Source organism: Streptomyces sp. ALB3 (assembly GCF_044385685.1).
Lineage (GTDB): Bacteria > Actinomycetota > Actinomycetes > Streptomycetales > Streptomycetaceae > Streptomyces.
Map to the genome: position 1 here is coordinate 430,673 of NZ_JBISCE010000026.1, position 26,268 is coordinate 456,940.

Consider the following 26,268-nt stretch of genomic DNA (forward strand, 5'->3'; position numbering starts at 1 on the left):
GACAAGGAGAGTGACATGCCCGCGGGATCCAGCCCCAAGCGTGAACGCCAGTACGAGCACATCAAGGAGGGCGCCGAGAAGCGCGGCACCTCGGAGGAGCGGGCGAAGGAGATCGCCGCCCGTACGGTCAACAAGGAACGGGCTCGCTCCGGAGAGTCGAAGACGGCGAGCAAGACGTCCACGCGTGACCCGAAATCCGCTTCCGAGCGGGGCGGGCAGCGCTCACACAGCGGTTCCGGAGGACCCACGAGGGACCAGCTCTACGAGGAGGCCAAGAAGAAGAACGTCGAGGGCCGCTCCTCCATGACGAAGGAGCAGCTCAGCAAGGCTCTGGGCCGCTGAGGACGCCCGGCGGTCCCCGGCACTCCGTTCGCCTGACCCGCCGTTCCAGGTCATGACCTCGTCGATGAGAGAGAAGCCCCATGAGCGCCGACAAGCCCCTCGCCCTCGTCACGGGCGCCTCTTCCGGCATCGGATTCGAACTGGCGAAGCAGTTGGCCGAGCGGGGCTTCGACCTCGTCGTCAATGCCGAGGACAGTGCGCGGTTGCGGCAGGCCGCCGAACAGTTCCGTGCGGCGGGAGCGCGGGTGGAGGTGGTGCGGGCCGATCTGCGGGTCCGTGAGGAGACCGAGGCGCTCTTCGCCACGGCCGTGTCCCTGGGCCGGCCACTCGATGTGGTCGCTCTGAACGCCGGGGTGGGGCGGGGCGGGGCGTTCGCGGACACCGACCTGGAGGACGAGCTGGAGATCGTCGACCTCAACGTGCGGTCGACGGTGCACCTGGCCAAGCTGGTGGTCCGGGACATGGTCGCCCGCGACGCGGGGCGCGTTCTCGTCACCTCGTCCATCGCGTCGACGACGCCCGGCTCGTTCCAGGCGGTCTACAACGCCTCGAAGTCCTTCCTGCAGTCCTTCACCGAGGCACTGCGGAACGAACTGAAGGACACGGGCATCACCGTCACGTCGCTGATGCCCGGGCCGACCGAGACCGACTTCTTCCACCGGGCGGACATGGACGACACGAAGGTGGGCCGGCAGGACAAGGACGACCCGGCCCAGGTCGCGCGGCAGGGGCTGGACGCACTCCTCTCCGGCAAGCCCAAGCTCGTCGCCGGCTCGCTCAGGACGAAGGCACAGGGCGTGGCCGGCAAGGTGCTGCCCGACACGGCCAAGGCCGAGGCCCACCGCAAGATGGCCGAACCCGGATCCGGCGACAGCGGGAGCACCGGCTGACAGCGGTCGGCCGCGCCCGGCTCACCGGCCGGACCGTACCGCGGGGGATTCCGCCGAGGGCAGCCGCATCGGGTCCCGGCGCCCGGGTACGAGGGGACCGGTCGGCCAGAAGGAGGCAACGATGGAACCCGCGCTCGACCGGATCGGTGAACCCTGGGGAAGCCGTGTACCGCACGGACGGCACAGGAGCTGGCCCGCCCGGGTGGACACCTTCCTCGCCGAAGGCGTGGAGCCCGCCATGGTGCAGGAGTGGGTCCAGGCAGCCTCGATCCTCCACTCCGACGGCGACGCCATGGACATCGCCGTCATCGACGGCCGTATGGTCGGTGTGCGCGGGCGGGCCACCGACCGGGTCAACCGCGGCAGGCTCGGCCCCAAGGACCTCTTCGGCTGGCAGGCCAACGCCTCCCCCGACCGGCTGACCCGGCCGCTGGTGCGTGAGGACGGGCGGTTGGTGGAGAGCGACTGGGACACCGCGATGAGCCGTGTCGTCGCCCGCTCCCGCGAACTGCTCCGGGAGCGCGGCCCCGGCTCCCTCGGTTTCTACACCTCGGGCCAGCTGTTCCTGGAGGAGTACTACACCCTGGCCGTCCTGGCCCGGGCCGGTATCGGCACCAATCACCTCGACGGCAACACGCGGTTGTGCACCTCGACCGCCGCCGAGGCGCTCAAGGAGTCGTTCGGCTGCGACGGACAGCCCGGCAGCTACGACGACATCGACCACGCCGATGTGATCGCCCTGTTCGGCCACAACATCGCCGAGACCCAGCCCGTGCAGTGGATGCGTGTCCTCGACCGTCTGGAAGGCACCGAGCCCCCGCGGCTGCTGTGTGTGGATCCGAGGCCCACCCAGGTGGCCCGACGGGCCGCCGTGCACCTCGCCCCGCGCGTCGGCACCAACGTCGCTCTGCTCAACGCACTCCTGCACGAGATCATCCGGACCGACCGCGTCGATCACGCGTACGTCGAGGCGCACACGGTCGGGTACGAGGAGCTCGCCGCCCGCGTCAAGGACTGCACGCCGGGCTGGGCGGCCGGCATCTGCGACGTGCCGGTGTCCCGGATCGAGGAGGCGGCCGAACTCCTCGGGTCCGCCGACCGGCTGCTGTCCACCGTGCTGCAGGGTTTCTACCAGTCGAACCAGGCGACGGCCGCAGCGGTCCAGGTCAACAACCTCCACCTCGTCCGGGGCATGCTGGGGCGGCCCGGCGCGGGCGTACTGCAGATGAACGGGCAGCCCACCGCGCAGAACACCCGTGAGTGCGGCGCCAACGGCGACCTCCCGGGCTTCCGCAACTGGCAGAACGACGCGCACGTGGCCGAACTGGCCGAGGTGTGGAACGTCGAGCCGGGCAGCATCCCGCACTACGCGCCCCCCACCCACGCCCTGCAGATGTTCCGGTACGCCGAGCAGGGGTCCATCCGGATGCTGTGGGTCAGCGGGACGAACCCGGCTGTCTCCCTGCCCGAACTCGCCCGCGTGCGCTCTATCCTCGCCCAGGAACGCCTGTTCGTCGTCGTGCAGGACCTGTTCCTCACCGAGACGGCCCAGCTCGCCGATGTCGTACTGCCCGCTGCCACCTGGGGCGAGAAGACCGGTACGTTCACCAACGCAGACCGCACCGTGCATCTGAGCGACAAAGCCGTGGATCCGCCCGGCCGGGCCAGGCCGGACCTGGACATCTTCCTGGACTACGCCGCGCGCATGGACTTCCGCGACAAGGACGGCGGGCCGCTGATCTCCTGGCAGGACCCGGAGTCGGCATTCGAGGCGTGGAAACGGTGCAGCGCCGGACGGCCCTGCGACTACAGCGGGCTCACGTACGCGAAGCTGCGTGGAGCAGGCGGTGTCCAGTGGCCGGTCGGCCCGCAGGCGCCCGAAGGCACCGAGCGGCTCTACACGCGGGGCATCAGCTGGGCCCGTCCCGAGACGTGCGAGAGCTACGGGAAGGACCTCGTGACAGGCGCTGCGAACAGCGAAGACATGTACCGGGTGCTCAATCCGGACGGCAAGGCCATGATCAAGGCCGCGGGCTACGTCCCGGCGCACGAGGAACCGGATGAGCAGTACCCCTTCCAGCTGACGACGGGTCGCACCCTGTACCACTTCCACACGCGGACGAAGACCGGCCGCGCCCCCCAGCTGAACGGGGCGGCGCCTGACGTGTGGGTCGAGATCAGTGAGTCGGACGCGCGCGCACAGGACCTCGCCGAGGGTGACCTGGTGGAGGTCCGCTCCCCACGCGGCGCGCTCCGGGGCCGGCTCCGCGTCACCGGACTGCGCCCGGGACTGCTGTTCGTGCCGTTCCACTACGGCTACTGGGACACGCCCGCCGGATCGGGCCCGGATGCCACGACACCTGGCCGGGCGGCGAACGAGACGACCATCACCGCCTGGGACCCTGCCTCCAAACAGCCCTTGTTCAAGACGGCGGCGGCTGCTCTCACCCTCGTCGAACGGGGCGACGGGAAGCAGGCGCCCGCCCCCACCACCGCCGCGTCGGCACCGGTCGGGTCTGCCGCCGTACGGAGCACCGCCGGCGGAGTCGACGCACGCGTGTCCCAGGCCGGGGACACCTCGTGGGACGAGCCGGGAGGCGACCGGTGAACGGTGTCCAGCTCGCCCTGCACGCACTGCACCGCGGTGAACGCCATCTGGCCACGGAACTGGTGTCCGCGGCGGACCGACACCGCGCGGACCATGAGATCCACCATGTCGCCACCGATCTCGCCGCATGGTCGCACGAACACGTCCACCGGCTCGCCGAGGCGGCCGCCCGCCATGGTGCCGAGCTCGGCGGCCCGGCCGGCGGATTCTCGGACGGCGTGCCCGCGACGCCACGTCGCGACGCCCCCGGGCCGGCGGGCCGCGGCCCGGATCCCCGGCTGCTCCTGCTGCGCGATCTTCACGACCTGCATCTCGCCGCGACGCACAACTCACTGCACTGGGAGATGCTCGCCCAGGTGGCCCAGGCCACCCGGACCCCCGGCCTGGTCACCCTCGCATCGGCCTGCCATCCCCGGACCCTGCGCCAGATGCGGTGGACCAACACCATGATCAAGACTCTGTCCCCGCAGGTGCTCAGCAGTCTGTGAGGAGGCGGAGTGCGGACGGCCACCGGGGCCAGGGCCGCTCAGGCGAAGATCCCACCGAGGACGTCTTCATCGGACGACTGCGGGAACACGTGGTCCATGAACACACGAGACGCACTACCGGGCATGGCGGAGTCCTACTGGATGGACACGGCGCCGGGCACCACGTGGCCGGCGCTGGGCACCGACACGACGGCGGACGTCGTGGTGATCGGAGCAGGCATGGCCGGTCTGAGTACCGCATGGGAACTGACCGCGGCCGGCCGGAGCGTGGTCGTGCTGGAAGCCGACCGCGTCGCCGCCGGAGTGACCGGCTACACGACCGCGAAACTCACCGCGGCCCACTCCCTCGTCTACGACCGCCTGCGCCGCACGCGCGGGCGGGACGGCGCACGCCAGTACGCACGTTCCCAGCAGGCGGCGGTGGAGCGGGTGGCGGCGGTGGCGGCGGAACTCGGCATCGACTGCGACTTCGAGCGGTCGTCGGCCCTGACCTTCACCACGGACCGGAAGGAACGCGCGACGTTCGAAGCGGAGGCAGAGGCTGCCTCGGAAGCGGGTCTCGACGCCGGCTTCGTGACCGAGACGGACCTGCCGTTCGCCGTGGCCGCGGCTGTCCGCGTCGACCACCAGGCGCAGTTCCACCCTCGTAAGTACCTGCTGGCCCTCGCCCGCCAGATCACCGCACGCGGAGGTGTCATCCATGAACGAACCCGCGTGACCGGTCTCACCGAAGGCAGTCCGTGCAGGCTGACGACCGAGCGCGGTACGACGGTCACGGCCCAGGAGGTCGTGGTCGCCACGCACTACCCCGTCTTCGACCGTGGCCTGCACTTCGCGCGCCTGTCCCCGAACCGCGAGCTGGTGGTCGCCGCGCCCGTGCCGGCCTCCGAGGCACCGGAGCACATGTACATCACCGACGACATGGGGAAGCGATCCGTTCGCACGGCTCCTCTCGACGAGGGCAGGCGACTGCTCATCGTCACGGGCGAGAGCTTCACACCCGGAACCGGTGACACCCGCGAGCGCTACCTGCGGCTGGACGCGTGGATGCACGAGCACTTCCCGGTCGCCGCCACGGCCTACAGGTGGGCGGCCCAGGACAACCAGGCAAGTGACGGCGTGCCGCTGGTCGGCCCGTACCATCCCGGCTCACGCCATGTGTACGTGGCGACCGGATTCGGCGGCTGGGGCATGAGCGGGGGCGCCATGGCCGGACAGTTGCTGGCCTCAACTCTCACCGGCGAGGAACCCGAGTGGGCGGGGCTGTACGACCCACGCCGTCTGTGGAGCACCGTCCGGGAGGGAGCAACACTGCTCAAACAGCAGGCAGACGTCGCCCGGCACTTCGTGGGCGACCGGTTGAAGACCACCCACGTCGACTCGGTCGCGGAGATCGCCCCCGGCTCGGGCGCGGTCGTACGGGTCGAGGGACGCCGCTGCGCCGTCTACCGCGACGAGGACGGTACCGCCCATGCCGTGTCCGCGCGTTGTACACATCTGGGCTGCCTGGTGGCGTTCAACGAGGCGGAAACCGCGTGGGAGTGCCCTTGTCACGGTTCACGCTTCGGTATCGACGGCGAAGTGCTCCACGGTCCGGCCCTGCGCCCGCTGCCTCCCCGCGAGGTCTGAGCGCGGTCACCGCTCATGGCCGGAGCGGGCGTCCTCCCGCCCGGAGCTCCGGCCGCGGTCCCCCGGCCCCGCCCCGACCGGGAGAAGTCGGGCGGGCCCGGGGGGATCCCACACCGGTCCGGCCCCTCGGCCGGCCGTCCTGTCGTGCGTTCAGGGAACCAGCAGCGTCTTGAACATGCCGTCCTGCTTGCCCTGGAAGGTCTTGTACGCCTGCGGTCCCTCCTCCAGGGGAAGCCTGTGCGTGGCGAAGGTGTCGACGCCCAGGGGATCGTCGTCGGTGAGCAGCGGGAGGATGTCGTCGACCCAGCGTTTGACGTTCGCCTGCCCCATCCTCAGCTGGATCTGCTTGTCGAACATGGTGAGCATCGGCAGAGGGTCGGCCGCGCCGCCGTAGACGCCGGACACCGAGATCGTGCCGCCCCTGCGCACCGCGTCGATCGCTGCCCTGAGAGCAGTCAGGCGGTCGATGCCGGCCGTTTCCATGAGGCGTTGCCCCAGGGCGTCGGGCAGCAGTCCCACGGCGCCGTGCGCGGCCTTGGCCGCCGGAGCTCCGTGCGCCTCCATTCCGACCGCGTCGATCACCGCGTCGGTGCCCCGTCCGTCGGTGAGATCGCGGATGGCGTCGCCGAGGTCCTTGCCGTACCGGCGCAGGTCGAGGCAGGTCACTCCGTCCGCGGCGGCGCGGGAGAGGCGTTCGGGTACGAGGTCGACGCCCACCACCAGCTCGGCGCCCCGGTGCCTGGCGATCCGCGCCGCCATCGCGCCGATCGGCCCCAGTCCGAGGACGGTCACCGTCCCGCCGGGCGGGATCGCCGCGTACTCCACGGCCTGCCAGGCGGTCGGCAGTACGTCGGAGAGGTAGACGAAACGATCGTCCGAGGGCCCGTGCGGGACCTTGACGGGCAGATGGTCTCCGAAGGGGACGCGCAGGAACTCGGCCTGGCCTCCCGGAACCTGGCCGTAGAGTTTCGTGTAGCCGAAGAGGGAGGCTCCCGTGCCGTGTTCGCGGACCTGTGTGGTCTCGCACTGGGAGTGCAGCCCCCTGTCGCACATGTAGCAGCGCCCGCACGAGACGTTGAAGGGGACGACGACCCGGTCCCCGGGGGCGAGCGAGGTCACCTGGGGGCCCACCTCCTCCACGATGCCCATGGGCTCGTGGCCGAGGATGTCCCCCGGGTCGAGGTAGGGCCCCAGGACCTCGTAGAGATGCAGGTCCGAGCCACAGATGCCGGTGGACGTGATCCTGACGACGATGTCCGTCGGTTCCTCGATCCGGGGATCGGGAACGGTCTCCACCCGGACATCCCTCTTGCCTTGCCAGGTCAATGCGCGCATGGTGCGGATCCTTTCGGGAGGCGCGTCGATTCCTCAGGCGTCGACGGCTCATCCGGCCGCCTGGCGGTTCGCCTGATCTTCACTTCTCCGCGTTCCCGGGATCGACTGCCCGTAACGGCACCCCCGCCGGACCGGGTCCGCCGCGCCTCCTCACCTCGGCCAGGAGTGGCGCGCGTCCACGGCCGTGTGCCCTTGCCCACCGTGTCGCCTCCGGCATCGTGATCCGGCGGGGACGGCCGTCTCGCCTATCCTTCGATGCCCGTGGCCGTGTGCGCTGTGCCGACCGGCTTGGACTCCGGGGAACCGCGCTGGCGAAGGTAGACGGACAGGACGGCCATGGAGGCGACGGCCAGTAGCTCGGACTGCCAGTTCTGCAGGCTCCGGCTCCAGAAGTCGGCGGAAGCGAGGTACTGCGTCCAGCCGACGGGTGCCTGGAGCTGCCTCAGCTGCTGCTCGTTGTAGGCGGCGACGCCCGCGACGGACTGGGCGAGCCAGGACAGCAGGAAGAGGAGGGCCATCATCAGGCCGAGCGACCGGGAGAACACCGCCTGTCGCACTCCCCCGACGCCTGCCCAGTGGGGGGAGTCCGGCCCCGCGTGTTCGCCCATCCGCTGGTCCTCGTCCGACTCCGGGCCTGCCTTGTCCATCTCCTTCGATTCGGGCGAGCCCCGCTGCAGGAGCCAGACCGTGGCGAAGATGTACAGGAAGAACTGCAGGTACTCCGACTGCCAGTTCTCCGTCACGTCCACGGCGAAGTCGGACGACGCGAGGTAGTCGAGGAAGCCGGTCCGCGCGAGCCCGTCGGTGGCGAGCTGGTTGTTGAATTCCGCGCAGCCCGCGATCGCCTGGCCGGTGAGAGCGAGCAGAAAGGCGGTGCCGAAGCCCAGCGTCATTCCGTTGTCGCGTACGAACCGGCGCACGCGACGTCCACCCGGGGTGTCGCCCCGGGCGCCGGGCGCAGGCGGCGGCTCGGGAGCAGTCATCGATGCATCAGCCCCACTGTGGTGAAGTAGGCGAGGCCGCCCAGGATGAGCGTCAGACAGACGGCGAACATGGTGCGCATGCGTCAGCCTCCTTCGACCGAGCACTGATAGGGCCGGTCCGGGCGCGACGGGCGGCACCCGGCGGCCACGATCTTCCAGCCGTCCGGGAACCGCGACAGGAACAGCGTGTCCGAGGCCAGCACGGCCCGCGCCTGACGCCCGTACACGTCCACGGCACGGACACGCCCCCCGGGCGGAAGGTCCTGGGTGCCGATGGCGTCCACGCAGGCCTTCTTCTCCGCCTCCTCCACCTCGCCGAGCGTCTCCGGTGCCAGCGCCGCACACGTCGCCGCCCGGTCGCCGTCGGCCAGCGACCGCTCGAGGGCCGCGGCGGCGGCGGACACCTCAGCGCTGCGGCCGCCGGCGCCGCCGCAGGCGGACAGGCTCACCAGGAGGGCGCTCGCCCACACGAGTACGCGGCTGGTGCGCCGACGTCGTCCACTCACGCTGGCTCCCTCTCGGCAGGTGCGTGCCCGTCCTCATGGTGGGCTTCCGTGTGCCCGAAAAGGCGCGGGACACGCCCCGGCCCCCGGGCAGGGTCTCGTGACAGGGCGCGGGCGGCACACGGACGGCCCGGCGAGGAGGGTCCGCCGCACTCCGGCGGGACGTCCGCTCGCCCGCTCCCTCATCCGTTCGGAGGACGGCTGCTCGCACACAGCGGGCGCCACCCGTCAGATGGAGGGGGCGCGTGCCGAAGTCGCGGATCCGGGAGTGAGAAGCGAGGTGCCCCGGGGTACGCGCACGGTCGTCCGAGAACGGAAGCGGCAAGCGGGCCGGTCGGTCCGGGAAGGAAGAGTGTCATGCCGCAGGATTCCAGCTCGAAGCGTGAGCAGCACGAACAGGTCGACGAGGGCGTCGAGCCGTCGCCCGGTGGGTCACAGCCCAGGACGGCCTTCGACGAGGTCCTCCACGAGGTCGAGGAAGCCGGGACCCGTGTGGGGGAGAACGGTGAGCGGCGGGAGAAGGACGGAGAGAGCGCGGACGCGATGACGCCGAACAAGGAAGCGCAGGAGAACGACGAGCGGGGCGGGGCCTGATCACCGCCGGGGGCGCCGGGGCGGTTTCCGGGAGCGCCCGCCCGTCGCACCGCGCGCATCGCGTCGCACCGTTCATCCCGAGCGGAGGTTCTACATGATCGACAGCACTCTTGCCCTGCTGACGGAGGGATACGGGTGGTTGCCCGACCGTCGGCGGCGCAGCCACGGCGAACCCGTGAGGACCCGCCTCATGGGCAGGAGGGCCGTGGCGCTGCACGGCCCGGAAGCGGTCCGCTTCTTCTACGACGAGAGCCACATCGAGCGCCGGGGCGCTCTGCCGGGCCCTCTTCTCGACACGCTCTTCGGACGGGGAGCGGTGCACACGCTCGACGGCGGGGCGCACCGCGTGCGCAAGGCCCTGTTCATGTCCCTGCTCAAGGACCGCGGCGGTCTCGCTTCCCTCGCGCGGCATCTCGGCGCGGCGTGGGACGACGCCCACCAGCAGTGGGTGGGCCGCGACCGGGTGACACTCTTCGACGAGTCGAGCGTGGTGCTCACCCGCGCGGTCTGCGCGTGGGCCGGTGTGCCCCTCTCCCCCGGTGCCGCCCGGGAGACGGCGCAGGATCTCGTGGCCATGGTCGACGGTTTCCTGTCCGTGGGGCCCCGTCACGTGCGGGCCCGTCGCGCACGCGGTCGTCAGGAGGCCAGGCTCGCCCGGCACATCGAAGAGATCAGGGCCGGGACCGGGGAGGCGCCGAAGGGCTCCGTGCCGGCGACTGTCGCCGGGCATCGCGACGCGGACGGCCGACTGCTCGACCCGCGCACGGCGGCGGTCGAGGTCCTGAACGTGATCCGCCCGACCGTCGCGGTCGCCTGGTTCCTCACCTTCGCCGCGCATGCGTTGCACCGTTGGCCTGAACACCGTGAGTTCCTCGCGGAAGGTGGCGCGGCCCATGCGCGTGCCTTCGCCCACGAGGTCCGGCGTTTCTACCCGTTCGCCCCCTTCATCGGTGGTCTCGCCGCCGCCGACCTTCGCTGGGCCGGGCAGGAGATCCCCGCGGGGAGCATGGTTCTGCTGGACCTGTACGGACAGAACCACGATCCGCAGCTGTGGCCCCGGCCCTACACCTTCGACCCCCGCCGCTTCCTGCTCCGCGAGCCCGGCCCGGACGAACTCGTGCCGCAGGGCGGCGGGGACGCGGCCACCAACCACCGCTGCCCGGGCGAGGACGTCACGCTGGTGGTCCTCGAGACCCTCGTTCCCCGGCTGGCGGCACTGCGCTACGAGGTGCCCGCCCAGGACCTCGGGATTCCGCTGCGGCGCGTTCCCACAGCCCCCCGGAGCGGGTTCGTCATGAGCCGCGTCTCGAAGGGCGGCTGATCACGCGCTCCGGCCGAGCGACGTACGGGAAACGGGTGCGACGGAGGCCGGTGACCACGTCGGCGGCCGCCGTCCGGCCGACGGGCGGACGGGGCCGAGGGCGCGGCACCGGCCTCCGTCGCCGTGCGCCCCGGGCGTACAGCCGGGATCCTGGCAGGGTCGGGCGTGCAGAAGGCGCCGCCCGCGACCGGCACGCGGAAGGACCGTCACCATGGCGAAGAAGGACAAGAAACTCACCAAGGGCGACGACGTCACCTGGCGGAGTCACGGGCAGGACGTGGAAGGATCCGTCACCCGGAAGATCGATGAACGGACCGAGGCCGCGGGCCGGACCGTGGACGCCTCCGAGGACGAGCCGCAGTACGAGGTACGCAGCGACAAGACGGGCAAGAACGCCGTCCACAAGCCGGAGTCGCTGCACAGGAAGAGCGGGGGCGGTTCGTGAGCGGCGGGAACGACGAGGAGCGTCAGGACACGCTCGACCGCTTCGGCGAGGCGGTGAACATGACCGCCGGCGAGCTGGAGAAGTGGCTCGACTCCGATCAGTCGCGCGAGGTGGGTCAGAAGGACGGCGGCGGGGAGTCCACCGGTCATGCTTCCGGCCGGCGGATCGTCGAACTGCTGCGTACCCGGAAGGGCGACCTCGATGACAGCGACCTCGCCCACATGCGCAAGGTGACCGGCTATGTCCGGCGGCACATGGCCCAGCGCCCCGACGGCGACGTCAGCGACACCCGCTGGCGCTACTCGTTGATGAACTGGGGCCACGACCCCGAGAAGTAGGCGGCTCTCCGCCTGTTCGAGCGGTCCGGGCGTGACCCCGGACCCGGGCCCACGCACCTGGAACACGCATCTGGAACGGCGCTGCCCGTAATTGGCGTTTAGCGTCTTCTTGTAAGGGTATAGGCGGTTTGCGCTTCAGGCATGAGGCGTGCCCTCGGGAGTCGCCGGGCCGCATTTTTCCGTCGCCGGGCTGCTGTTCACGGTGACCGCGGTGACGTTCGTCGAGGAGTGACCACCATGCACACCGCACCCCCCGCCGCCCCGCCACGGGGCGGGCTGTGCCCGTCGACCGACTCGGCGTTCCGAAGGCTGCGCACACTCCCGCGCGGGGCGGAGCGCGACGCACTGAGGAACGACCTCGTCTGCTCCTGGCTGCCCATGGCGCACCGGATCGCCTCGCGGTTCCGCCACCGCGGCGAGCACATGGACGATCTTCGCCAGGTGGCCGCCATGGGCCTGGTGAAGGCTGTCGACCGGTACGACCCGTCCCGGGGCAAGGCTTTCGAGACCTACGCCGTCCCCACGGTGACGGGCGAGCTGAAGCGGCACTTCCGCGACCACATGTGGGACGTCCATGTCCCGCGCCGGATCCAGGACCTGCGCAACCGCGTGCGCGCCTCACGGCGCGACCTCACCCAGGCCCATGGGGGCTGCCCGCCCACCTGCGCCGAGATGGCCGCGGACACGGGCCTCAGTGAGGAGGACGTCCGGCTGGGCCTGGAGGCTGTGAACGGCTGCAGCGCCTTGTCGTTGGACGCCGAACCGCCTGGTGACGGCGGAACCACCCTCGCGGACCGTATGGGGTGCCGGGACCGGGCCCTTGACGTGGCCGTCGACCGGGAGGCCGTCAAGCCGGGGTTGAGGGAACTCCCGGAGCGCGAGCGGACCGTTCTCTACCTGCGGTACTTCCGCGACATGACCCAGGAGGGCATCGCGGAGGCTCTCGGGATCTCCCAGATGCACGTGTCCAGGCTGCTCCGCCGGTCCTGTGCCCACGTGCGCGACTCCGTGCTGCGGGAGGCCGTGTGACGGGCTCGGACCGGTCCGCGGTCCCGCCTTCCGCGTCGCCCGGCCGCCCGGATCTGTCCTCCCGGCTCGAGGAGCTGCTCGGCCCCCGCGACCGTGCGGGCCGAGTACTGGTCACCGGTTGGTTCAGCTTCATGGACGGGGAGGTGACGGCGGGGGACGCCCTGGCGCAGCGGGCCGTCTCGGACGCTCTCGCACGGCTGGGGATCGCGCATGACACGGCCTGGAGCGCGGGCTTCGCCCCCGGTGAGCTCACCCTCGAATCCGCTCCTCCCGGTGACTACAGCCAGCTTCTGTTCGTCTGCGGCCCCGTCCACGGCGAGCAGATCGCCGCTCTGCACCACCGCTACGCCTCCTGCCGGCGCGTGGCTGTGGGAGTGAGCGTCGTCGCGCGGGACAGTCCGGCGGCCGGCGGTTTCCACCGCATCCTGGAACGCGACGGGCCGGAGGGCGGAAGCCTCCTGGATCTGGCCGCGACCGCGCCCACGGCCCTCCCCGCCCCCGTCGTCGGGGTCGCTCTGACCCACGGACAGGGCGAGTACGGCGACCGGCGCCTCCACGACAGCGTCGCCGGGATCCTGCTGCCCTGGCTCGCCCGCAAGGACTGCGCGAGGATCGACGCCGACACCAGGCTCGCCCACGGGGACTGGCGCCACTGCGCGACTCCGGACCAGTACCTCTCGCTGCTCGGCCGGACCGACCTCATGGTCACCGACAGGCTGCACGGCCTGGTTCTCGCGTTGCGCGCCGGCGTGCCCGCCCTGGCGGTCGATCCCGTCCGGGGAGGCGCCAAGGTCACTGCGCAGGCACGCCTCATGCACTGGCCGGCCGCGCTGTCCGGTGAGGGCCTGACCGAGGAACTGCTCGACCACTGGTGGGACTGGTGCCGGTCCCCCGCCGGTACGGCGGCGGCGCGCCGCCGCCGTACCGCGCTGGAGCGCAGAGCGACGGCCGGGCACGCGGCAGGGGTGTGAAGCGACGCGGTCCCTCCGGCTCCGGGCAGGGGCGGCTGCGACGTTTGGCGCGGGCAGGCCGGTGGTACCCGTCCGTCCGGTATCCGGCTTCGTGCGACATCGGAACAGCGCAGGAGGACACATGACCGAGAAGGCCACGCCCGTCACCCCCGTAGCGGTGGTCACCGGGGCGGACTCGGGGATCGGCAGAGCCGTGGCGGTGCGGCTGGCACAGCAGGGGATGGACGTGGGCATCACCTGGCACCGTGACAGCGACGGCGCGGAGAACACCGCGCGTGAGGTACGTGGGGCCGGCCGGCGCGCCGCCGTGGCCCGCATGGACCTGTCGGAGCTGCCGGACGCGGCCGCGGTGGTCGACTCGCTCGCGGACGAACTGGGCCGCGTCGACGTACTGGTCAACTGCGCAGGCACCGGAACGTCCACGCCGTTCCTCGATCTCGACCACACGACGGTCCGGCACGTCATCGATGTGGATCTCATCGGTCCTTTCCTCTGCTCGCAGAGGGCGGCCCGCCGCATGATCGACCAGGGCGAGGGCGGTCGCATCGTGAACATCACATCCGTCCACGAGCACCAGCCGAGGGTCGGCGCGGCGCCCTACTGCGCGGCCAAGGGCGGTCTGGGTCTGCTGACGCAGGTGATGGCCCTGGAACTGTCCGAGTACGGCATCACCGTGAACTCCGTGGCTCCCGGTGAGATCGCCACCCCGATGACGGGCCAGGAGGACACGGACGTACAGGCCGCCGACCGGCCCGGCATCCCCCTCGGGCGTCCTGGTGACGCGCGGGAGGTCGCCTCGGTGGTGGCCTTCCTGGCTGGTCCGGAGTCCTCTTACACGACCGGGGCCTCCTGGGTGGTGGACGGGGGCATGCTGCGCATGGGGCCGCAGGCGGGGTCCCATCTGCCCTCCGGCGACTGGCGTCGCCCCTGAACGGGAGCGCCTGCGGGGCCCTGGCCCAACCGGGGCCCCGCACGGCGTGGGGCCGGCCCGGCACCACGCCTGCGTCACCGCTGGATCTCGGCGAGTCAGACGTCGCGCGTACCGTCCGTCCGGCCGCCGCGTTCCATGTCGCGGGCAGCCGTCCTCGCGTCACGGCCCTGCTTCTCGAGGCCGGCGTCTCCCAGCGCCTTGCCGTCCGACTCCTTCCACAGACCGCGGGCCTTCATGGCCTTCGCCCTGAGTAGCCGGCGCACGTCACGCATGGTGTCCTCCTGTGCAGACAGCAGTAGATCCATGGTCGAGCGGTTCATGTCTCCTCATCCGGATTGACCGCCCCCGTCGTGAGGGACGGCACGCCGCGCCCGACGGGGCGGCGGACTGGCGTTGCCGCATCTCAGGAGTGACCCCGAACGGCAGGAGTAAACACAGGCACGGACGCCACCGCGCGCCGGCTCGGCACGGCCGGCGGGTGACGGGTTGCCTCGTCCTTCCGGCACGCGCCGGAAGGACGTCGTCAGCCCACGTACCGACGGGCGGTGGAAGTCCGGCGTGCACGTTCCAGCGTACGTAGACGTGCCTCGATGGAGGGGGGCACCGGCTGCCTCTGCCTGAGCACCCAGGGCAGACCGGCGGCCGCCCGCGCGAAGGCCCTCAGCGACGCCCGGTCCCGGGGAACGGTGCACAGCAGGTGCAGGGTCCGGCGCACGGCGGACGTCCAGGGGCGGCGCAGCCAGGTGAACCAGAGCGTGTTCCGCAGGCCCAGCGTCCGGCGTTCGGTGCTGTCCCGGACGACGGACGCCGCGTGGTGGACGAGGAGGTCCGGCACATAGCTGAGCCACCACCCCCGGCGCAGCAGGTCGGTCGCCAGCAGTTCCTCCTCGCCGCCCAGCCAGAGTCCGGGGTGGAACCCGCCGACCGACCGGAAGGCGTCGGTCCGCATCACTGTCGCGGCGGCCAGGAACGAGCCCAGGGCCGGGCCGGGCAGCCAGTCCGGCCCGGAGAGGGGCGAGTCGCGCAGTTCCGCGACGACGGGGTCCTCCTCGCCCGACGGTTCGACGACGATGCGCGCCGTGACCGCCGCCAGCTGCGGACGGGTGTCGAGGAGGTCGGCGGCGCGCTCCAGCGACAGCGGCTCCCACCAGGTGTCGTCGTCGCAGAACGCCACGTACGGAGTGCGCACGTGCTCCACCGCCAGGTTCCGCCCCACCGCCCCGAGGTTCCGGCCGGGGGTCAGGAGGGTCATCTCGGGGAACTGCCGGGCCACCGCATCGGCGGTGCCGTCGTCGGAGGCGTTGTCCGTGACGATGACCCGGGGTCTCTCGGGCAGGGCGCGCAAAGTGTGCAGGGTGCGCAGCAGCTCGGGCCTGCGGTTGTGGGTGATGACCACCACCGTGGTGCGGTCGTCGGTCATGTCCGCCCCTCCGTTTCCAGGTCCCCGTACGCCGGCGTCGCGGGTACGTGCCGTTCCAGCAGCCGAACGGTTCGTTCGACCCGCGCCGGCAGACGGCGGCGCAGGCGCAGGGCGGCGGGGAGTCGCGCCGCGGCTCCGCCCAGCGCCACGGCCGCCCCGGCATCGCCCCGGGCCGCCGCCACGCCCAGCGCGAGAGTGCTGCGCAGGGCCACGTGGACCGGCCTGCGCAGCCAGTCGGTGAGCACCGCGTTGCGCCGCAGCAGTGCGGAACGGCCGGGCCGCTCACCGGGGTCGGGGTGGTGATGAGCGGTCACGGACGGCTCGTAGGAGACGCCCCAGCCGGCGGCCGCCAGGTCGTAGGCCAGCAGTGTCTCCTCAGCTCCGAAGAAGAGCAGCGGGTGGTAGCCGCCCGCTTCGAGGTGGGCGCGCCGGCGGACGACGCACGCGCAACCGAGGAAGCCGAGGACGGGCCGGCCGGGCAGTCCGGGGTCCGGCGGCAGGGGCGACCGGGCGAGCAGCTCGTTCAGCGGGTCGTCACGCTCCTCGGGGCCGACCAGACTGCGCGCCGCGAGGAGCCCGAGACGTGGGTGTGCGTCGAGCAGGTCGGCGGCGCGCCGCAGGGCTCCGGCCCGCCACCAGGAGTCGTCGTCGCTGAAGGCGACGTAGGGGGTGCGGGCGTGCCGCACCGCCAGGTTTCTGCCCAGTGCCCCGGTGTTACGTCCAGGGGCCAGTACCTGCGCGCCGGCCGGGTGGGCGCGCAGCGCCTCGGTCACCGCGGGGTCCTGGCCGTTGTCGACCACGACGACGGGGGGCCGCTCGGGCAGCGCCGCCAGCCGGTCGAGGGTGCGCAGGGCGCTCTCCGGCCGGTCCTTCGTGATCATGGCGACGGTGGTCCGCTTGTCGGCCTCCCGCATGTCCTCACGTCCCTCAGGCACACCCGTTCGCCTCCGCGGCCCGGAAACCGCTCCTGCTGCCGGCCGTCCTCCCCCGGTCGATGTGCGACAGGACCGAGGCGACCACCTCACCCGTGCCGATACGGAGCAGCAAGGGGTCGGCCACCGTGCCGTGCGGGTCACCGGGCGGGCCGGGGTGCCAGAGCGCGGTGTGGAGCGGGTCGCCCGGGGGCGGCCCCCACAGGCGCGGGGCGACCGGGCCGAACAACGTCACCGAGGGCGTGCCGTGGGCGACTGCGAGGTGGGCGGGCCCGGTGTCCCCGCTGACCAGGCACGCGGCCTCGGCGACCAGGGCGGACAGCTCGGCGAAGGGCAGCCCTCCGGACAGCACGTCCCCGGATGCGACCCCCGAGGCGCCGGCCACGGCCGCCGTCAGTTCCTCCTCGCCGGGACCGCCGGTCACCACGACTCTGCGACCGGCCGCGAGGACCGCCCGGATCACGGTGGCGTAGCGGTCGGCCGGCCAGCGCCGGGCGGCGGCCTCGGCACCGGGGTGCACCACGACGGCGCCGGGCGCCGGGGAGGGGCCCGGCGGAGGGGAGAGCAGGACGTCCCCGGGATCCGCCTCGATGCCGTAGGCCCTCAGGAGCCGGCACCACCGTTCCCGCTCGTGGTCCTCGCGCCGCCACACGGGTGGCGCGGTCGGACCGGGGGACGGACAGGCGTACGACAGGATCCGCCGCGGGCCGAGCGCGGCGAGCGCCGCGTGACTCTCCGGACCGTTGCCGTGCAGGTCCACGGCGACGTCCGGCGGGGCACCGTGCCACCCGGTGAGTTCCGGGACCCCGCGTCGGGGGGCCGAGGCCGGAAGGAGCGTGTCGACGGCGCCGGTGGCCGAGGCGGCGTCCCGCAGCGGGGCCGGAGCGGCGAGCACGGTCTCATGGTCCGGGAAGGCGCGGCGCAACCCCCGCAGCGCGGGCACCGCGGCGAGGAGATCACCGAGGCCCAGGGCGCGCAGGACGAGCACGCGGGGGCGCCGGGCGGCGACCGGAGCGGACACCGTCACCGCCTCCTGGCCGCACGGCGGTCACCGGTGGCCGGTCCGGGTCCGAGGGCCGCCCGTTCGGCGAGCCGTGTGGTGGAACGGCCGTCCAGGTACGGCAGGAGCACCACCTCGCCTCCCCAGCTGCGTACGAGCCGTGCCTCGGGGAGCTGGGCCAGCGCGTAGTCGCCGCCCTTGGCCCAGATGTGGGGGCGCAGTTCCTCCAGCAACCGCTCGGGGGTGTCCTCGTCGAAGACGGCGACCGCGTCGACGCAGCCGAGAGCGAGCAGGACCCGGACCCGGTCGTCGGCCGGCACGAGGGGCCGTGAGCCGCCCTTGCGCCGTCGTACCGAGTCGTCGGAGTTGACACACACGACGAGGCAGTCGCCGATGCGCCTGGCCGCTTGCAGCAGCGCGACGTGCCCGGCGTGCAGCAGGTCGAAACAGCCGCCGGCGGCCACGACCGTGCCGCCCTCCTCGCGTACCCGGGTGGCGAGCGCGAACGCGTCCGGGGCCGTGTCGGCTTCGGCGACACCGGTGCCGGCGTCGGGAAGGGCTGGAGCCGCGTCGAGGCGGAGACCGGCGGCGCCGCCGTCCTCGACGTACCGGGTGGCGGCCTGGACGGCCTCCTGCACGGCGGTCTCGGGCAGCGCGCCGTCGGCGAGCAGGCCCGCGGCGGTCGCCGCGAAGCGGTCGCCCGCTCCGCAGGCGTCCCCTTCCACCGACTGCGGGGCGGACACGAGCAGCGGGTCCCCGCCGTGCGAGAGCAGCGCTCCCTCCGCACCGAGGGTCACCGCGACGGAGGTGACTCCCCAGGCGCGGATCAGCGCGCGGGCGTCGTCGGCCGACCGCCGGACATGTGCCCCCGCGCCGGTCTTCGTGACGGCCGGGGTGCCGGAGGGTCCTGGTGGGGTCCCGGGGCCTGCCGGGGTGTGCGCGGCGAACCCCCGGGCCTCGGCCGCCGAGGGGGTGACCAGCCGGGTCCCCCGCACCGGCGAGCCGCCCCGCGGGTGCGGGTCCCACACGAGGGGGACCCGTGCCGCGGCGCGCACGAGGGCATCCCGGAGCACGTCGACGGCGCCCCGGCCGTAGTCGGCGACCAGGATGGCGCCCGCCGCCGCGACGGCCGCCAGCGCCTCGTCCGTCGTACCGGACGCACGTCCCTCGCCGTCGTCCAGACGCAGGACCGGAACCCCCTGCGCCAGCACCCTGGTCTTGCAGGACAGCTCGCCGGCGAGCGGCAGTTCGACGATGCGGACCAGGCCCCGCAGGAGCAGTCGCACCGTGCGGCCCGCCTCGCCGTCGCCCAGGGCGGTGACCAGGGTGACTTCGCGCCCGTCCTGGGCGGCGAAGCAGGCGGCGAGCGCGGCGCCGCCGGGTCTCGTGACGCGTCGGGCGCTGTGGACCACCGGCACCGGTGCGTCGGGGGCCAGCCGGTCGGCCCGGCCGGACAGGTCGTGGTCCAGCAGGGCGTCGCCGACGACCAGCAGGGGGGCGGGGGCGTTCACAGGGCGCCCTCGACCGCCGGGAAGCCGGGCTTCCGGCCGGTTCCCGCCGCGCTCTCCTCACATGCCTGGTCGAACGCCTCGCAGATCATGTGGACGGCGACCAGGTGGAGCTCCTGCACGGTGGCCGACACCGGCGCGTCCACACACAGCGCCTCGTCGCAGGCCGCTTCGAGGGGGTTGGGCGCGGGGCCGGTCAGCGCCCACACGGTCATCCCGATCCGGCGCGCCTCGACCGCCGCCGACAGCAGGTTGGCGCTGGCGCCGCTGGTCGACAGCAGCATGAGGACGTCACCGGCCCGGCCGTGGGCGCAGACCTGACGGGCGAAGACCTCCTGTACCCCGTAGTCGTTGGCGATCGCCGTGGTGGAGGAGGTGTCGGCGTGCAGGGCCAGGGCGGAGAACGGCGGCCGGTCGTCCCGGTAGCGGCCGACCAGTTCTGCCGTCAGGTGCTGGGCCTGGGCGGCGCTTCCGCCGTTCCCGGCGACGAGCAGTCTGGCCCCGGCTCCGAGGCGGCCGGCGAGTTCGGCCCCCCACCGGTGGGCGACGGCGCACGAGCCACGGAACGCGGCGAGGGCGTCCGCAAGGTCGTCGCAGTGCTTGCCGTGGTGCGTGCGGTTCATCGGACGACTCCCGAGAGTGAGGGGGTGGCGTTCACCGCGCTGTAGACGCGGGCGACTCCGTCGGCGACGCGGTCCCAGGTGTAGTGCGCGAGCACCCGCTCACGTCCGGCCGCGCCGTAGCGGGCCAGCCGTACCGGGTCGTCGAGCAGCGTGCGGATCACTTCGGCGAGGTCGTGGCCGCCGCCCTCGGCGGGCGGGACCAGAGCGCCCGTGACACCGTCCACGACGGTGTCGAGGTGGCCGCCGACGGCGGTGGCGACCACCGGCGTGCCGCACGCCATGGCCTCGATCGGCACGATGCCGAAGGGTTCGTAGTCCGGCAGCGACAGGACCAGGTCGGCGCCGGACATCAGAGCGGGCATCCGCCCGTGGGGAACGGAGCCGAGCAGGGTGAACCGGTCGGCGACACCGTGGTCCTCGGCCACCTTCCGCAGTCGCTCCGCCTCCGGCTCGGCGAACAGCAGGTCGGCCGGTGGTCCGCCCGCGACGAGGAGTTCGGCGTCGGGCACTTCGGCGAGCGCCCTGATGGCGCGGTCGAAGCCCTTGCGGCGTACGAGACGTCCGACGGCCACCAGCCGTCGCGGGCCGGAGGTATCGCGGGCCCGGCCGTCGGCCGGGGTGAAGTGACGCGGATCGACTCCGCACGGCACGACGGAGACACGATCACGTTCCACGCCCATCGCGGCGAGCTCGGAGACCTCGTCGGCGCAGGTGGCCAGGACGCGTCGGCAGGAGTTGCCGATGGACGCCTCGATCGCCAGCCGCTGGGGCGGACTGGTGTCCTCCGCCCCCTGGTGACGCTTCTTCACCGTGCCGAGCGCGTGGAACGTCTGGATCACGGGGACTCCGAGCCCGCGGACGCCGATCATGGCCGCCGTTCCCGACATCCAGAAGTGGGCGTGCACGACGTCCGGCGGCTCCGACTTCCACCTCCGGGCCAGATACGAGCCGAATTCGGGCATGTAGGTGATGAGTTCGTCCTTGGGAACGCGCGACGCGGGCCCGGCCGGCACGTGGACGACCTTGACCCTGCCGGGAGTGGTGACCTCCGGTGGCAGGTCGGGTCCGTCCCTGCGGGTGTACACGGTGACGTCGTGGCCGCGACGGGCGAGGTGGTGGGCGAGCTGGGCCACGTACACGTTCTGTCCGCCCGCGTCGGGGCCGCCGAGTTCGGCCAGCGGGCTGGCGTGCTCGGAGACCAGCGCGACACGGAGGGAGGCGGAGTGGGCGTACCTCATCGTGTGACCTCTTTCAGCAGGTGTTCCCAGTCGTCCTGGAAGCGCTGCACCCCGTACCGGGCCTGTGCGGCGGACCTGGCCCGTGCCCCGGCGTGGGCGGCGCGGTCGGGATCGGCGAGGAAAGCGCGTACCGCCTCGTCGAGGACGTCGAGGCGGTTGGACACGACCCCCGCGTCGGCGGGCACCGCTTCGCGGACTTCGGTGGTGTCCAGCGCGACGACCGGCATGCCGAGGAACATCGCCTCGAGCAGCGAGAGACCGAGCGACGTCCAGCGCACCGGGTGCAGGTAGAGCCGGCAGCGGGCCATGGCCGGGTGCAGTTCCCCCTGGGGCAGGTCGCGCGCCCGGCAGCGGTCGGCCGTGAGACCGAGGTGGGCCGGCAGCCCTCCGGTCCGCATGCCGAAGACGTCCAGGGGCGCGGCGCGGGCGAAGCGCGGCAGGAGGTCGGTGCCGGTGGTGCGGCCGCGGCGCACGGGGTCGTTGACCACGACCGCGGCCCGTCGCTCCGTGCCCGTCCACAGCGGTCCCGGATCGATGATGCCGTGCTCGATCACCGTGGTGGGGGCCCTCCCGTTGTCCCACATCAGCCGGTTGAAGTGGGTGACGTGGACCAGGGGGATGTCGTCCCTGCCTGCCAGTGGGTGCCGGGTTCCGACCGCGGTCCCGTCGGGGCTGTTGTGCTCGACGTACACGGCCGGCACGTCGACGCCCGGCCGCCGCCCGGTCCAGGCCGTGGCCAGTTCGAGTTCGTGGGGCCGCTGGAGCACCATCAGGTCGATGTCCTCGTTCCGCAACCGGTCCGGGGACACCTCGATGACACCGGGCGGCCACTGCCAGGTCGCTGCCCGCCCCAGGCCGTCCGGGCCGCGGTCCGGCGTGACGGGGATCAGGAAGGTGTGCGGTCCCTGGACGAACGAGGTGGCCCAGGAGCCGTGGACGTGCCAGATGAGGATGTTCACGCGGTCTCCTCGATGAGCTTGTGTACGGCCAGGACCACGTCCCGGGGAGTGACGTCGTCGAGGCACGGATGCCCGGGGACAGGACAGTGCCGGGCACGGCTGCCGGCGCACTTGGCGGTCTGGTCGCCGAGCAGCACCGCGGGGACCCCGTAGGGGCCCCACCGTTCCGCCGGCACCACCGGGGAGAACAGCGAGACGACGGGCGTGCCGACGGCCGCGGCCAGGTGGGCCGGTCCGGTGTTGCCACTGACCAGCACGTCGGCGTTGCGCAGCACGCCGGCCAGCACCCGCGGCTCGGTACGCCCACCGAGGTCCAGCGCCACGTCACCGCAGACCTGGCGGGTCAGGCCGGTCTCGTCCGGTCCGCCCGTGACCACCACGCGATGGCCGGCGTCCGCGAGGCGCTGGACGGCGTCGGCGCAACGCTCGGGGCTCCATGCGCGGGCCGGGGCGCTGGCCCCGGGGTGGACGACGACGTAGGGCCCGTTGCCGGTCAGCGCCACGGTGTCGGGGGACGGCAGCACCCGCAGCCGGCCGTCGTCGCCGGGCGGCGGCGCGAAGCCCGTGGCCACAGCGGTGTCGAGCGCCGCCTCGGCCTCGTGACGGTCCGGCAGCCGCCGGTGCCGGACGTCGAGCAGTGTCCCGGGGTGATCCACGCTGTCGGCGCCGATCCACCGGACGCCGGCCATCCGCAGCAGCAACGCGGTGGGCAGCGGGCTCTGGTGGAAGGAGGTGAGGATCACCGCGGTGTCGTAGGCGGCCTGCCGCAGCTTCCGGACGACGGCATCGATTCCGGCCTCCTCCACGGACGGCGGGCTCACCCCCTCCCAGGGCGCCTCCCAGACGATCACCTCGTCCACCCCTGGCAGCAACCGGGCGGCCGGCTCACCACGTGGTCCGCACAACAGGGCCACCCGGGAGGCGTGCGCGGCGACCGCCCGGACCGCGGGCCCGGCCAGCAGGACGTCCCCGAAACTGTCCAGCCTGGCGACGAGTGCTCTCACGAGTGGTCACCCCGCCGGTCCAGGACCATCCGTACGGCCGTCAGGACGTCGGGGGCCGTCCACCGCTCCGCCTCGACCTCGGAGCGCAGGGTCGCGGCGTTGGGGACGAGTACGCCCCGTGCGCCCGCCGCCCGTGCGGCGAGGACGTCGGCCCGGATGTCGCCGATCACCACGCACGCCTCCGGCCGCACCCCCAGCCGCCGGGCGGCCTCCACGACGAGGCCCGGCCGCGGCTTGCGGCAGGCGCAGTCGGCCTGCGGAGTGTGCGGACAGAACACCCAGGTCCCGAGGGTGCCGAGCAGTTCGTCGGCCCGTCGGTTGACCCGCAGCACGTCGCGCTCGCGCAGCAGTCCCCTGCCGATGCCCGACTGGTTGCTGACCACCCCGGTGGCGATGCCCTCGGCGCGCAGGAGGTCGGCCGCCTCGCGTGCTCCGGGCAGCAGCCTGACCAGCCGGGGGTCCCCGTTGTAGGGAACGTCCTCCACCAGCGTCCCGTCCCGGTCGAACAGCACGGCGGACACCTGGCGGAACACGGGGGAGTCTCCGTTCACCGGGCGCCTCCCGGCGGCCGGACCCCTCGGTGCCTGATCTGCCCGGCGAACCAGTGCCGGACGGCGAGAGGAGGGATCGCCACGCTGGTGGCCACCATGGTGGCCACCTCGTGGCGGGTCCGCGGGCCTGGGGCGATGCGCGCCCAGGCGAACTCGGCCGTGGCCGCGGCCCAGAGTGACGCGGCGAGCGCGGCGCTCCGCCTGCGGCGCGTCGCCATCCCGAGGACGGCCGCGCAGGCCAGGGCCGTGGTGGCCAGGTGCCCGGGCAGCCTTCCTCGGGGTGCCTCGCCGCGGGTCCACCAGTCGCGTCCGTGCAGACGGTTCATCAGCACGTCGTCGGCGTTGCCCCGCTGCGCCCGGACCGATGCCCAGGGGCCGGCCGGGCGCACCGGGTGGAGGGTGACGCGCCGGCCCCTGCGCAGCGACCAGCCCGCGTCCATGACGCGCAGTGCCAGATCGGCGTCCTCGCGGAAGGCGCGCGGGAACCGTTCGTCGAAGCCGCCGACCTCCTTGAGCGTCGTCGCCCGGTAGGCCATGTCCGCGGTGGCCCAGGCCGCCGCCTCCAGTCCGGCGGTCCCGCGCTCCCAGTCCGTGGGCCTGCGGTCCTCGGGCAGCGGCACCGTCAGCCGCCCCTGGACGCCCCCGGTCCGGTCGTCGGCCCCGGCGAGGTCCTCGGCGAGCCGCTCGGCCCAGTCCGGCGACACCTGGACGTCGTCGTCGAGGAAGACCACCCAGGTCGCGCCGACCGCCCGCGCTCCGGCGTTGCGCGCGGCGGCGGGACCGCGACCGCCGGTGGCCACCACCCGGACCGGGAGTGCACCGACCGGTCCGAGCGGCAGACCGTCCTCGGCTCCCGGGCGGTCGTCGACCACGACCACCTCCGCCGGGCGCGGTCCGGCGCCGGCTGCCAGTGCCCGGAGGCAGTCGGCTAGACAGGCCCGGCCGATGGTGGGGACGACCACCGCGTAGTCCACCGGCGTGGTCATGCGAACGCCCTTCCCCGCCGGACCGCGAAGGGTCCGAGAGCCAGCAGGTCGACGGGAGCCGACCCGAAGCACTCCAGCGCGTCGCGGGGATCGTCGACCATGGGCCGGCCGGCCGTGTTCAGGCTGGTGTTGACGACGACGGGCAGTCCGGTACGCCGCTCGAAGGCTTCCAGCATCCGGGCCACCAGCGGCTCCGCGGCGGAGTCCACGGTCTGGACGCGCGCGGTGCCGTCGACGTGGACGACGGCCGGGATCCGCTCGCGCCACTGTTCGGCCACATCGTGGACGAACAGCATGTACGGACTCGGCAGGGGGCCGTCGAAGAGCTCGGCCGCCCGCTCCGCCAGCACCATCGGTGCGACCGGCCGGAACTCCTCGCGCCCCTTGACCGCGTTCAGACGCTCCAGGTTCCCGGCGCGCCCCGGGTGCGCGAGCAGGGAGCGGTGCCCCAGAGCCCGCGGGCCGAACTCGGAACGCCCCTGGAACCAGGCGACGACGCCGTCCCTGCTCAGCTCTTCGGCCACGGTCTCCGCGATGTCGGCGGGCTCCTCGTAGGGCACGGCGGAGCGCTCCAGCCAGCCGCGCAGCTCCTCGTCGCTCCAGCCCCGGCCGAGAGCGGGAGTGGCCATCGACTCGACGGGCTCCTTCTCACCGGCCACGTGCATGGCCGCGCCCAGCGCCGTCCCGGCATCGCCCGCGGCGGGCTGCACCCAGATCTCACGGAAGGGCCCCTCGCGATGCAGGCGTGTGTTCGCGACGCAGTTGAGTGCCACTCCCCCGGCGAGGGCGAGCACGTCGTCGCCCGTGCGGCAGTGCAGCCACCGGGCGAGGTCGAGGACGACCTCCTCCAGACACGCCTGGGCGCTCGCCGCCACATCGGCGTGGTCCTGCGTCCACGGGGTGCCCGGGTCACGTCCCGGCACCAGCTCCTCCCACGGCACGGGCCGTGCCGTGAAACCGCCCGCGTCGTCCGCACGCACGAACTCCCGCAGCCGGTCGGCGAAACGCGGCTTGCCGTAGGAGGCGAGTGCCATCACCTTGAACTCGTCGCTGCTGCGCAGGAATCCCAGGTGCTGGGTGAGGTCCTCGTAGAACAGACCGACCGAGTCCGGCAGCTGCTGGGAGGCGAGGACCGTCAGCTGGCGGTCGACGTACCGGCCGGAGAGGTGCGACCCGCACTCGCCCCGCCCGTCCAGCACCAGGACCGCGCAGTCCGGGTGCGGCGACGCCTGGCCTGCGGACGCGGCGTGGGCGACGTGGTGGGCCACGAAGCGCACCTTGCCCGGATCGAGTCCCGGCAGGGCCTCGGCGAGGAACTCCGGTGCGCGGCGCGCGTACTCCTGACGGAGGTGGTCCCAGGGGTCGTCGAGACCCATGTCGCCGGCGGGACGGGCGAGGCCGGGATCGTAGGAGTAGGCGACGACGTCGAGATCGGCGGGACGCAGGCCGGCCTGCTCCAGACACCAGCGGGCGCTCAGCTCGGGCAGTTCCCAGGCGGAGAACGGAAGGGGTCGCTTGCCGTGTTTGCGGCGGCTGAAGCGTTCCTCCTCAGCGGCCGCGACGATCCGCCCGTCGACGACCAGTGCAGCCGCAGGATCATGGAAGAGTGCGTTGACACCGAGGACGCGCATGGAAGCCTC

General features: G+C 72.9%; 27 protein-coding genes. 12 read left to right on the plus strand and 15 right to left on the minus strand.

Annotation, left to right across the window (positions count from 1 at the left end):
* Positions 1-15 precede the first annotated feature (15 nt).
* The 5 genes from ACHFIV_RS13915 to ACHFIV_RS13935 all read left to right on the plus strand — a co-directional run bounded on the left by ACHFIV_RS13915 (position 16) and on the right by ACHFIV_RS13935 (position 5,957).
* Positions 16-342: a plasmid stabilization protein gene (locus ACHFIV_RS13915; RefSeq protein ID WP_398967599.1), complete on the plus strand. Its 327-nt coding sequence runs from the start codon at positions 16-18 to the stop codon at positions 340-342.
* An 80-nt stretch (positions 343-422) separates the two neighbouring features.
* Positions 423-1,232, plus strand: a complete 810-nt coding sequence (locus ACHFIV_RS13920) for an SDR family NAD(P)-dependent oxidoreductase (RefSeq protein ID WP_398967602.1) — start codon at positions 423-425, stop codon at positions 1,230-1,232.
* Between the two features lie 121 nt (positions 1,233-1,353).
* Positions 1,354-3,840 carry a molybdopterin oxidoreductase family protein gene (locus ACHFIV_RS13925; RefSeq protein WP_398967604.1) on the plus strand — a complete coding sequence of 829 codons (2,487 nt, stop codon included), beginning with the start codon at positions 1,354-1,356 and terminating at the stop codon, positions 3,838-3,840.
* Positions 3,837-4,328 (plus strand): hypothetical protein, encoded by a 492-nt coding sequence (locus ACHFIV_RS13930; RefSeq protein WP_398967607.1) that lies wholly within the window; start codon positions 3,837-3,839, stop codon positions 4,326-4,328. The genes ACHFIV_RS13925 and ACHFIV_RS13930 overlap by 4 nt, the downstream gene beginning before the upstream one ends.
* 96 nt (positions 4,329-4,424) lie before the next feature.
* A complete protein-coding gene (locus ACHFIV_RS13935; protein ID WP_398967609.1) occupies positions 4,425-5,957 on the plus strand; it encodes an FAD-dependent oxidoreductase in 1,533 nt (510 codons plus the stop codon).
* Positions 5,958-6,107: 150 nt separating this feature from the next.
* Here ACHFIV_RS13935 and ACHFIV_RS13940 read toward each other — a convergent pair whose 3' ends face one another.
* The 3 genes from ACHFIV_RS13940 to ACHFIV_RS13950 form a co-directional block, all read right to left on the minus strand.
* A complete protein-coding gene (locus ACHFIV_RS13940) occupies positions 6,108-7,292 on the minus strand; it encodes an alcohol dehydrogenase catalytic domain-containing protein (RefSeq protein ID WP_398967612.1) in 1,185 nt (394 codons plus the stop codon).
* Between the two features lie 245 nt (positions 7,293-7,537).
* Complete coding sequence (locus ACHFIV_RS13945) at positions 7,538-8,212, minus strand: DUF6766 family protein (RefSeq protein WP_398967615.1); 675 nt, start codon at positions 8,210-8,212, stop codon at positions 7,538-7,540.
* Positions 8,213-8,358: 146 nt separating this feature from the next.
* Positions 8,359-8,781, minus strand: coding sequence for a hypothetical protein (locus tag ACHFIV_RS13950; protein ID WP_398967618.1), 423 nt, complete (start codon positions 8,779-8,781; stop codon positions 8,359-8,361).
* Between the two features lie 354 nt (positions 8,782-9,135).
* Between ACHFIV_RS13950 and ACHFIV_RS13955 the strand changes: the two genes are divergently transcribed.
* The 7 genes from ACHFIV_RS13955 to ACHFIV_RS13985 all read left to right on the plus strand — a co-directional run bounded on the left by ACHFIV_RS13955 (position 9,136) and on the right by ACHFIV_RS13985 (position 14,407).
* Positions 9,136-9,372, plus strand: a complete 237-nt coding sequence (locus ACHFIV_RS13955; RefSeq protein WP_398967620.1) for a hypothetical protein — start codon at positions 9,136-9,138, stop codon at positions 9,370-9,372.
* Positions 9,373-9,466: 94 nt separating this feature from the next.
* A complete protein-coding gene (locus ACHFIV_RS13960) occupies positions 9,467-10,693 on the plus strand; it encodes a cytochrome P450 (RefSeq protein WP_398967623.1) in 1,227 nt (408 codons plus the stop codon).
* 211 nt (positions 10,694-10,904) lie between these two features.
* The gene (locus ACHFIV_RS13965) at positions 10,905-11,138 is read left to right on the plus strand and encodes a DUF2945 domain-containing protein (RefSeq protein WP_398967625.1); all 234 of its coding nucleotides are present in this window, start codon (positions 10,905-10,907) and stop codon (positions 11,136-11,138) included.
* On the plus strand, positions 11,135-11,476 hold the full coding sequence (locus ACHFIV_RS13970; protein WP_398967628.1) for a DUF3140 domain-containing protein: 342 nt from the start codon (positions 11,135-11,137) through the stop codon (positions 11,474-11,476). Before ACHFIV_RS13965 ends, ACHFIV_RS13970 begins: the two co-directional genes overlap by 4 nt.
* Positions 11,477-11,713: 237 nt before the next feature.
* Positions 11,714-12,505, plus strand: a complete 792-nt coding sequence (locus ACHFIV_RS13975) for a SigB/SigF/SigG family RNA polymerase sigma factor (protein ID WP_398967631.1) — start codon at positions 11,714-11,716, stop codon at positions 12,503-12,505.
* Positions 12,502-13,476, plus strand: a complete 975-nt coding sequence (locus tag ACHFIV_RS13980; RefSeq protein WP_398967634.1) for a polysaccharide pyruvyl transferase family protein — start codon at positions 12,502-12,504, stop codon at positions 13,474-13,476. Before ACHFIV_RS13975 ends, ACHFIV_RS13980 begins: the two co-directional genes overlap by 4 nt.
* A gap of 121 nt (positions 13,477-13,597) precedes the next feature.
* On the plus strand, positions 13,598-14,407 hold the full coding sequence (locus ACHFIV_RS13985; RefSeq protein WP_398967637.1) for an SDR family oxidoreductase: 810 nt from the start codon (positions 13,598-13,600) through the stop codon (positions 14,405-14,407).
* Positions 14,408-14,502: 95 nt separating this feature from the next.
* Here the strand turns inward: ACHFIV_RS13985 and ACHFIV_RS13990 are convergent, their stop codons facing one another.
* The 12 genes from ACHFIV_RS13990 to ACHFIV_RS14045 all read right to left on the minus strand — a co-directional run bounded on the left by ACHFIV_RS13990 (position 14,503) and on the right by ACHFIV_RS14045 (position 26,259).
* Positions 14,503-14,727, minus strand: a complete 225-nt coding sequence (locus tag ACHFIV_RS13990; protein ID WP_398967639.1) for a hypothetical protein — start codon at positions 14,725-14,727, stop codon at positions 14,503-14,505.
* 203 nt (positions 14,728-14,930) lie between these two features.
* The gene (locus ACHFIV_RS13995; RefSeq protein ID WP_398967642.1) at positions 14,931-15,827 is read right to left on the minus strand and encodes a glycosyltransferase family 2 protein; all 897 of its coding nucleotides are present in this window, start codon (positions 15,825-15,827) and stop codon (positions 14,931-14,933) included.
* Complete coding sequence (locus ACHFIV_RS14000; RefSeq protein WP_398968215.1) at positions 15,824-16,741, minus strand: glycosyltransferase family 2 protein; 918 nt, start codon at positions 16,739-16,741, stop codon at positions 15,824-15,826. Before ACHFIV_RS14000 ends, ACHFIV_RS13995 begins: the two co-directional genes overlap by 4 nt.
* A 13-nt stretch (positions 16,742-16,754) precedes the next feature.
* Positions 16,755-17,786, minus strand: coding sequence for a glycosyltransferase family 9 protein (locus ACHFIV_RS14005; RefSeq protein WP_398967644.1), 1,032 nt, complete (start codon positions 17,784-17,786; stop codon positions 16,755-16,757).
* Positions 17,783-19,270: a D-glycero-beta-D-manno-heptose 1-phosphate adenylyltransferase gene (rfaE2, locus tag ACHFIV_RS14010; RefSeq protein ID WP_398967647.1), complete on the minus strand. Its 1,488-nt coding sequence runs from the start codon at positions 19,268-19,270 to the stop codon at positions 17,783-17,785. The genes ACHFIV_RS14005 and rfaE2 overlap by 4 nt, the downstream gene beginning before the upstream one ends.
* Positions 19,267-19,890: an SIS domain-containing protein gene (locus ACHFIV_RS14015; RefSeq protein ID WP_398967649.1), complete on the minus strand. Its 624-nt coding sequence runs from the start codon at positions 19,888-19,890 to the stop codon at positions 19,267-19,269. Before ACHFIV_RS14015 ends, rfaE2 begins: the two co-directional genes overlap by 4 nt.
* Positions 19,887-21,128, minus strand: a complete 1,242-nt coding sequence (locus ACHFIV_RS14020) for a glycosyltransferase (protein WP_398967651.1) — start codon at positions 21,126-21,128, stop codon at positions 19,887-19,889. Before ACHFIV_RS14020 ends, ACHFIV_RS14015 begins: the two co-directional genes overlap by 4 nt.
* Positions 21,125-22,087 carry a glycosyltransferase gene (locus ACHFIV_RS14025; RefSeq protein ID WP_398967654.1) on the minus strand — a complete coding sequence of 321 codons (963 nt, stop codon included), beginning with the start codon at positions 22,085-22,087 and terminating at the stop codon, positions 21,125-21,127. The genes ACHFIV_RS14020 and ACHFIV_RS14025 overlap by 4 nt, the downstream gene beginning before the upstream one ends.
* The gene (locus ACHFIV_RS14030; protein WP_398967657.1) at positions 22,084-23,091 is read right to left on the minus strand and encodes a glycosyltransferase family 9 protein; all 1,008 of its coding nucleotides are present in this window, start codon (positions 23,089-23,091) and stop codon (positions 22,084-22,086) included. Before ACHFIV_RS14030 ends, ACHFIV_RS14025 begins: the two co-directional genes overlap by 4 nt.
* Entirely contained in the window at positions 23,088-23,642 is a 555-nt protein-coding gene (locus ACHFIV_RS14035) for a D-glycero-alpha-D-manno-heptose-1,7-bisphosphate 7-phosphatase (RefSeq protein ID WP_398967660.1), read from the minus strand. Before ACHFIV_RS14035 ends, ACHFIV_RS14030 begins: the two co-directional genes overlap by 4 nt.
* Positions 23,639-24,628 carry a glycosyltransferase family 2 protein gene (locus ACHFIV_RS14040; protein ID WP_398967663.1) on the minus strand — a complete coding sequence of 330 codons (990 nt, stop codon included), beginning with the start codon at positions 24,626-24,628 and terminating at the stop codon, positions 23,639-23,641. Before ACHFIV_RS14040 ends, ACHFIV_RS14035 begins: the two co-directional genes overlap by 4 nt.
* Positions 24,625-26,259, minus strand: a complete 1,635-nt coding sequence (locus ACHFIV_RS14045) for a carbamoyltransferase (protein ID WP_398967666.1) — start codon at positions 26,257-26,259, stop codon at positions 24,625-24,627. Before ACHFIV_RS14045 ends, ACHFIV_RS14040 begins: the two co-directional genes overlap by 4 nt.
* Between the last annotated feature and the right edge of the window lie 9 nt (positions 26,260-26,268).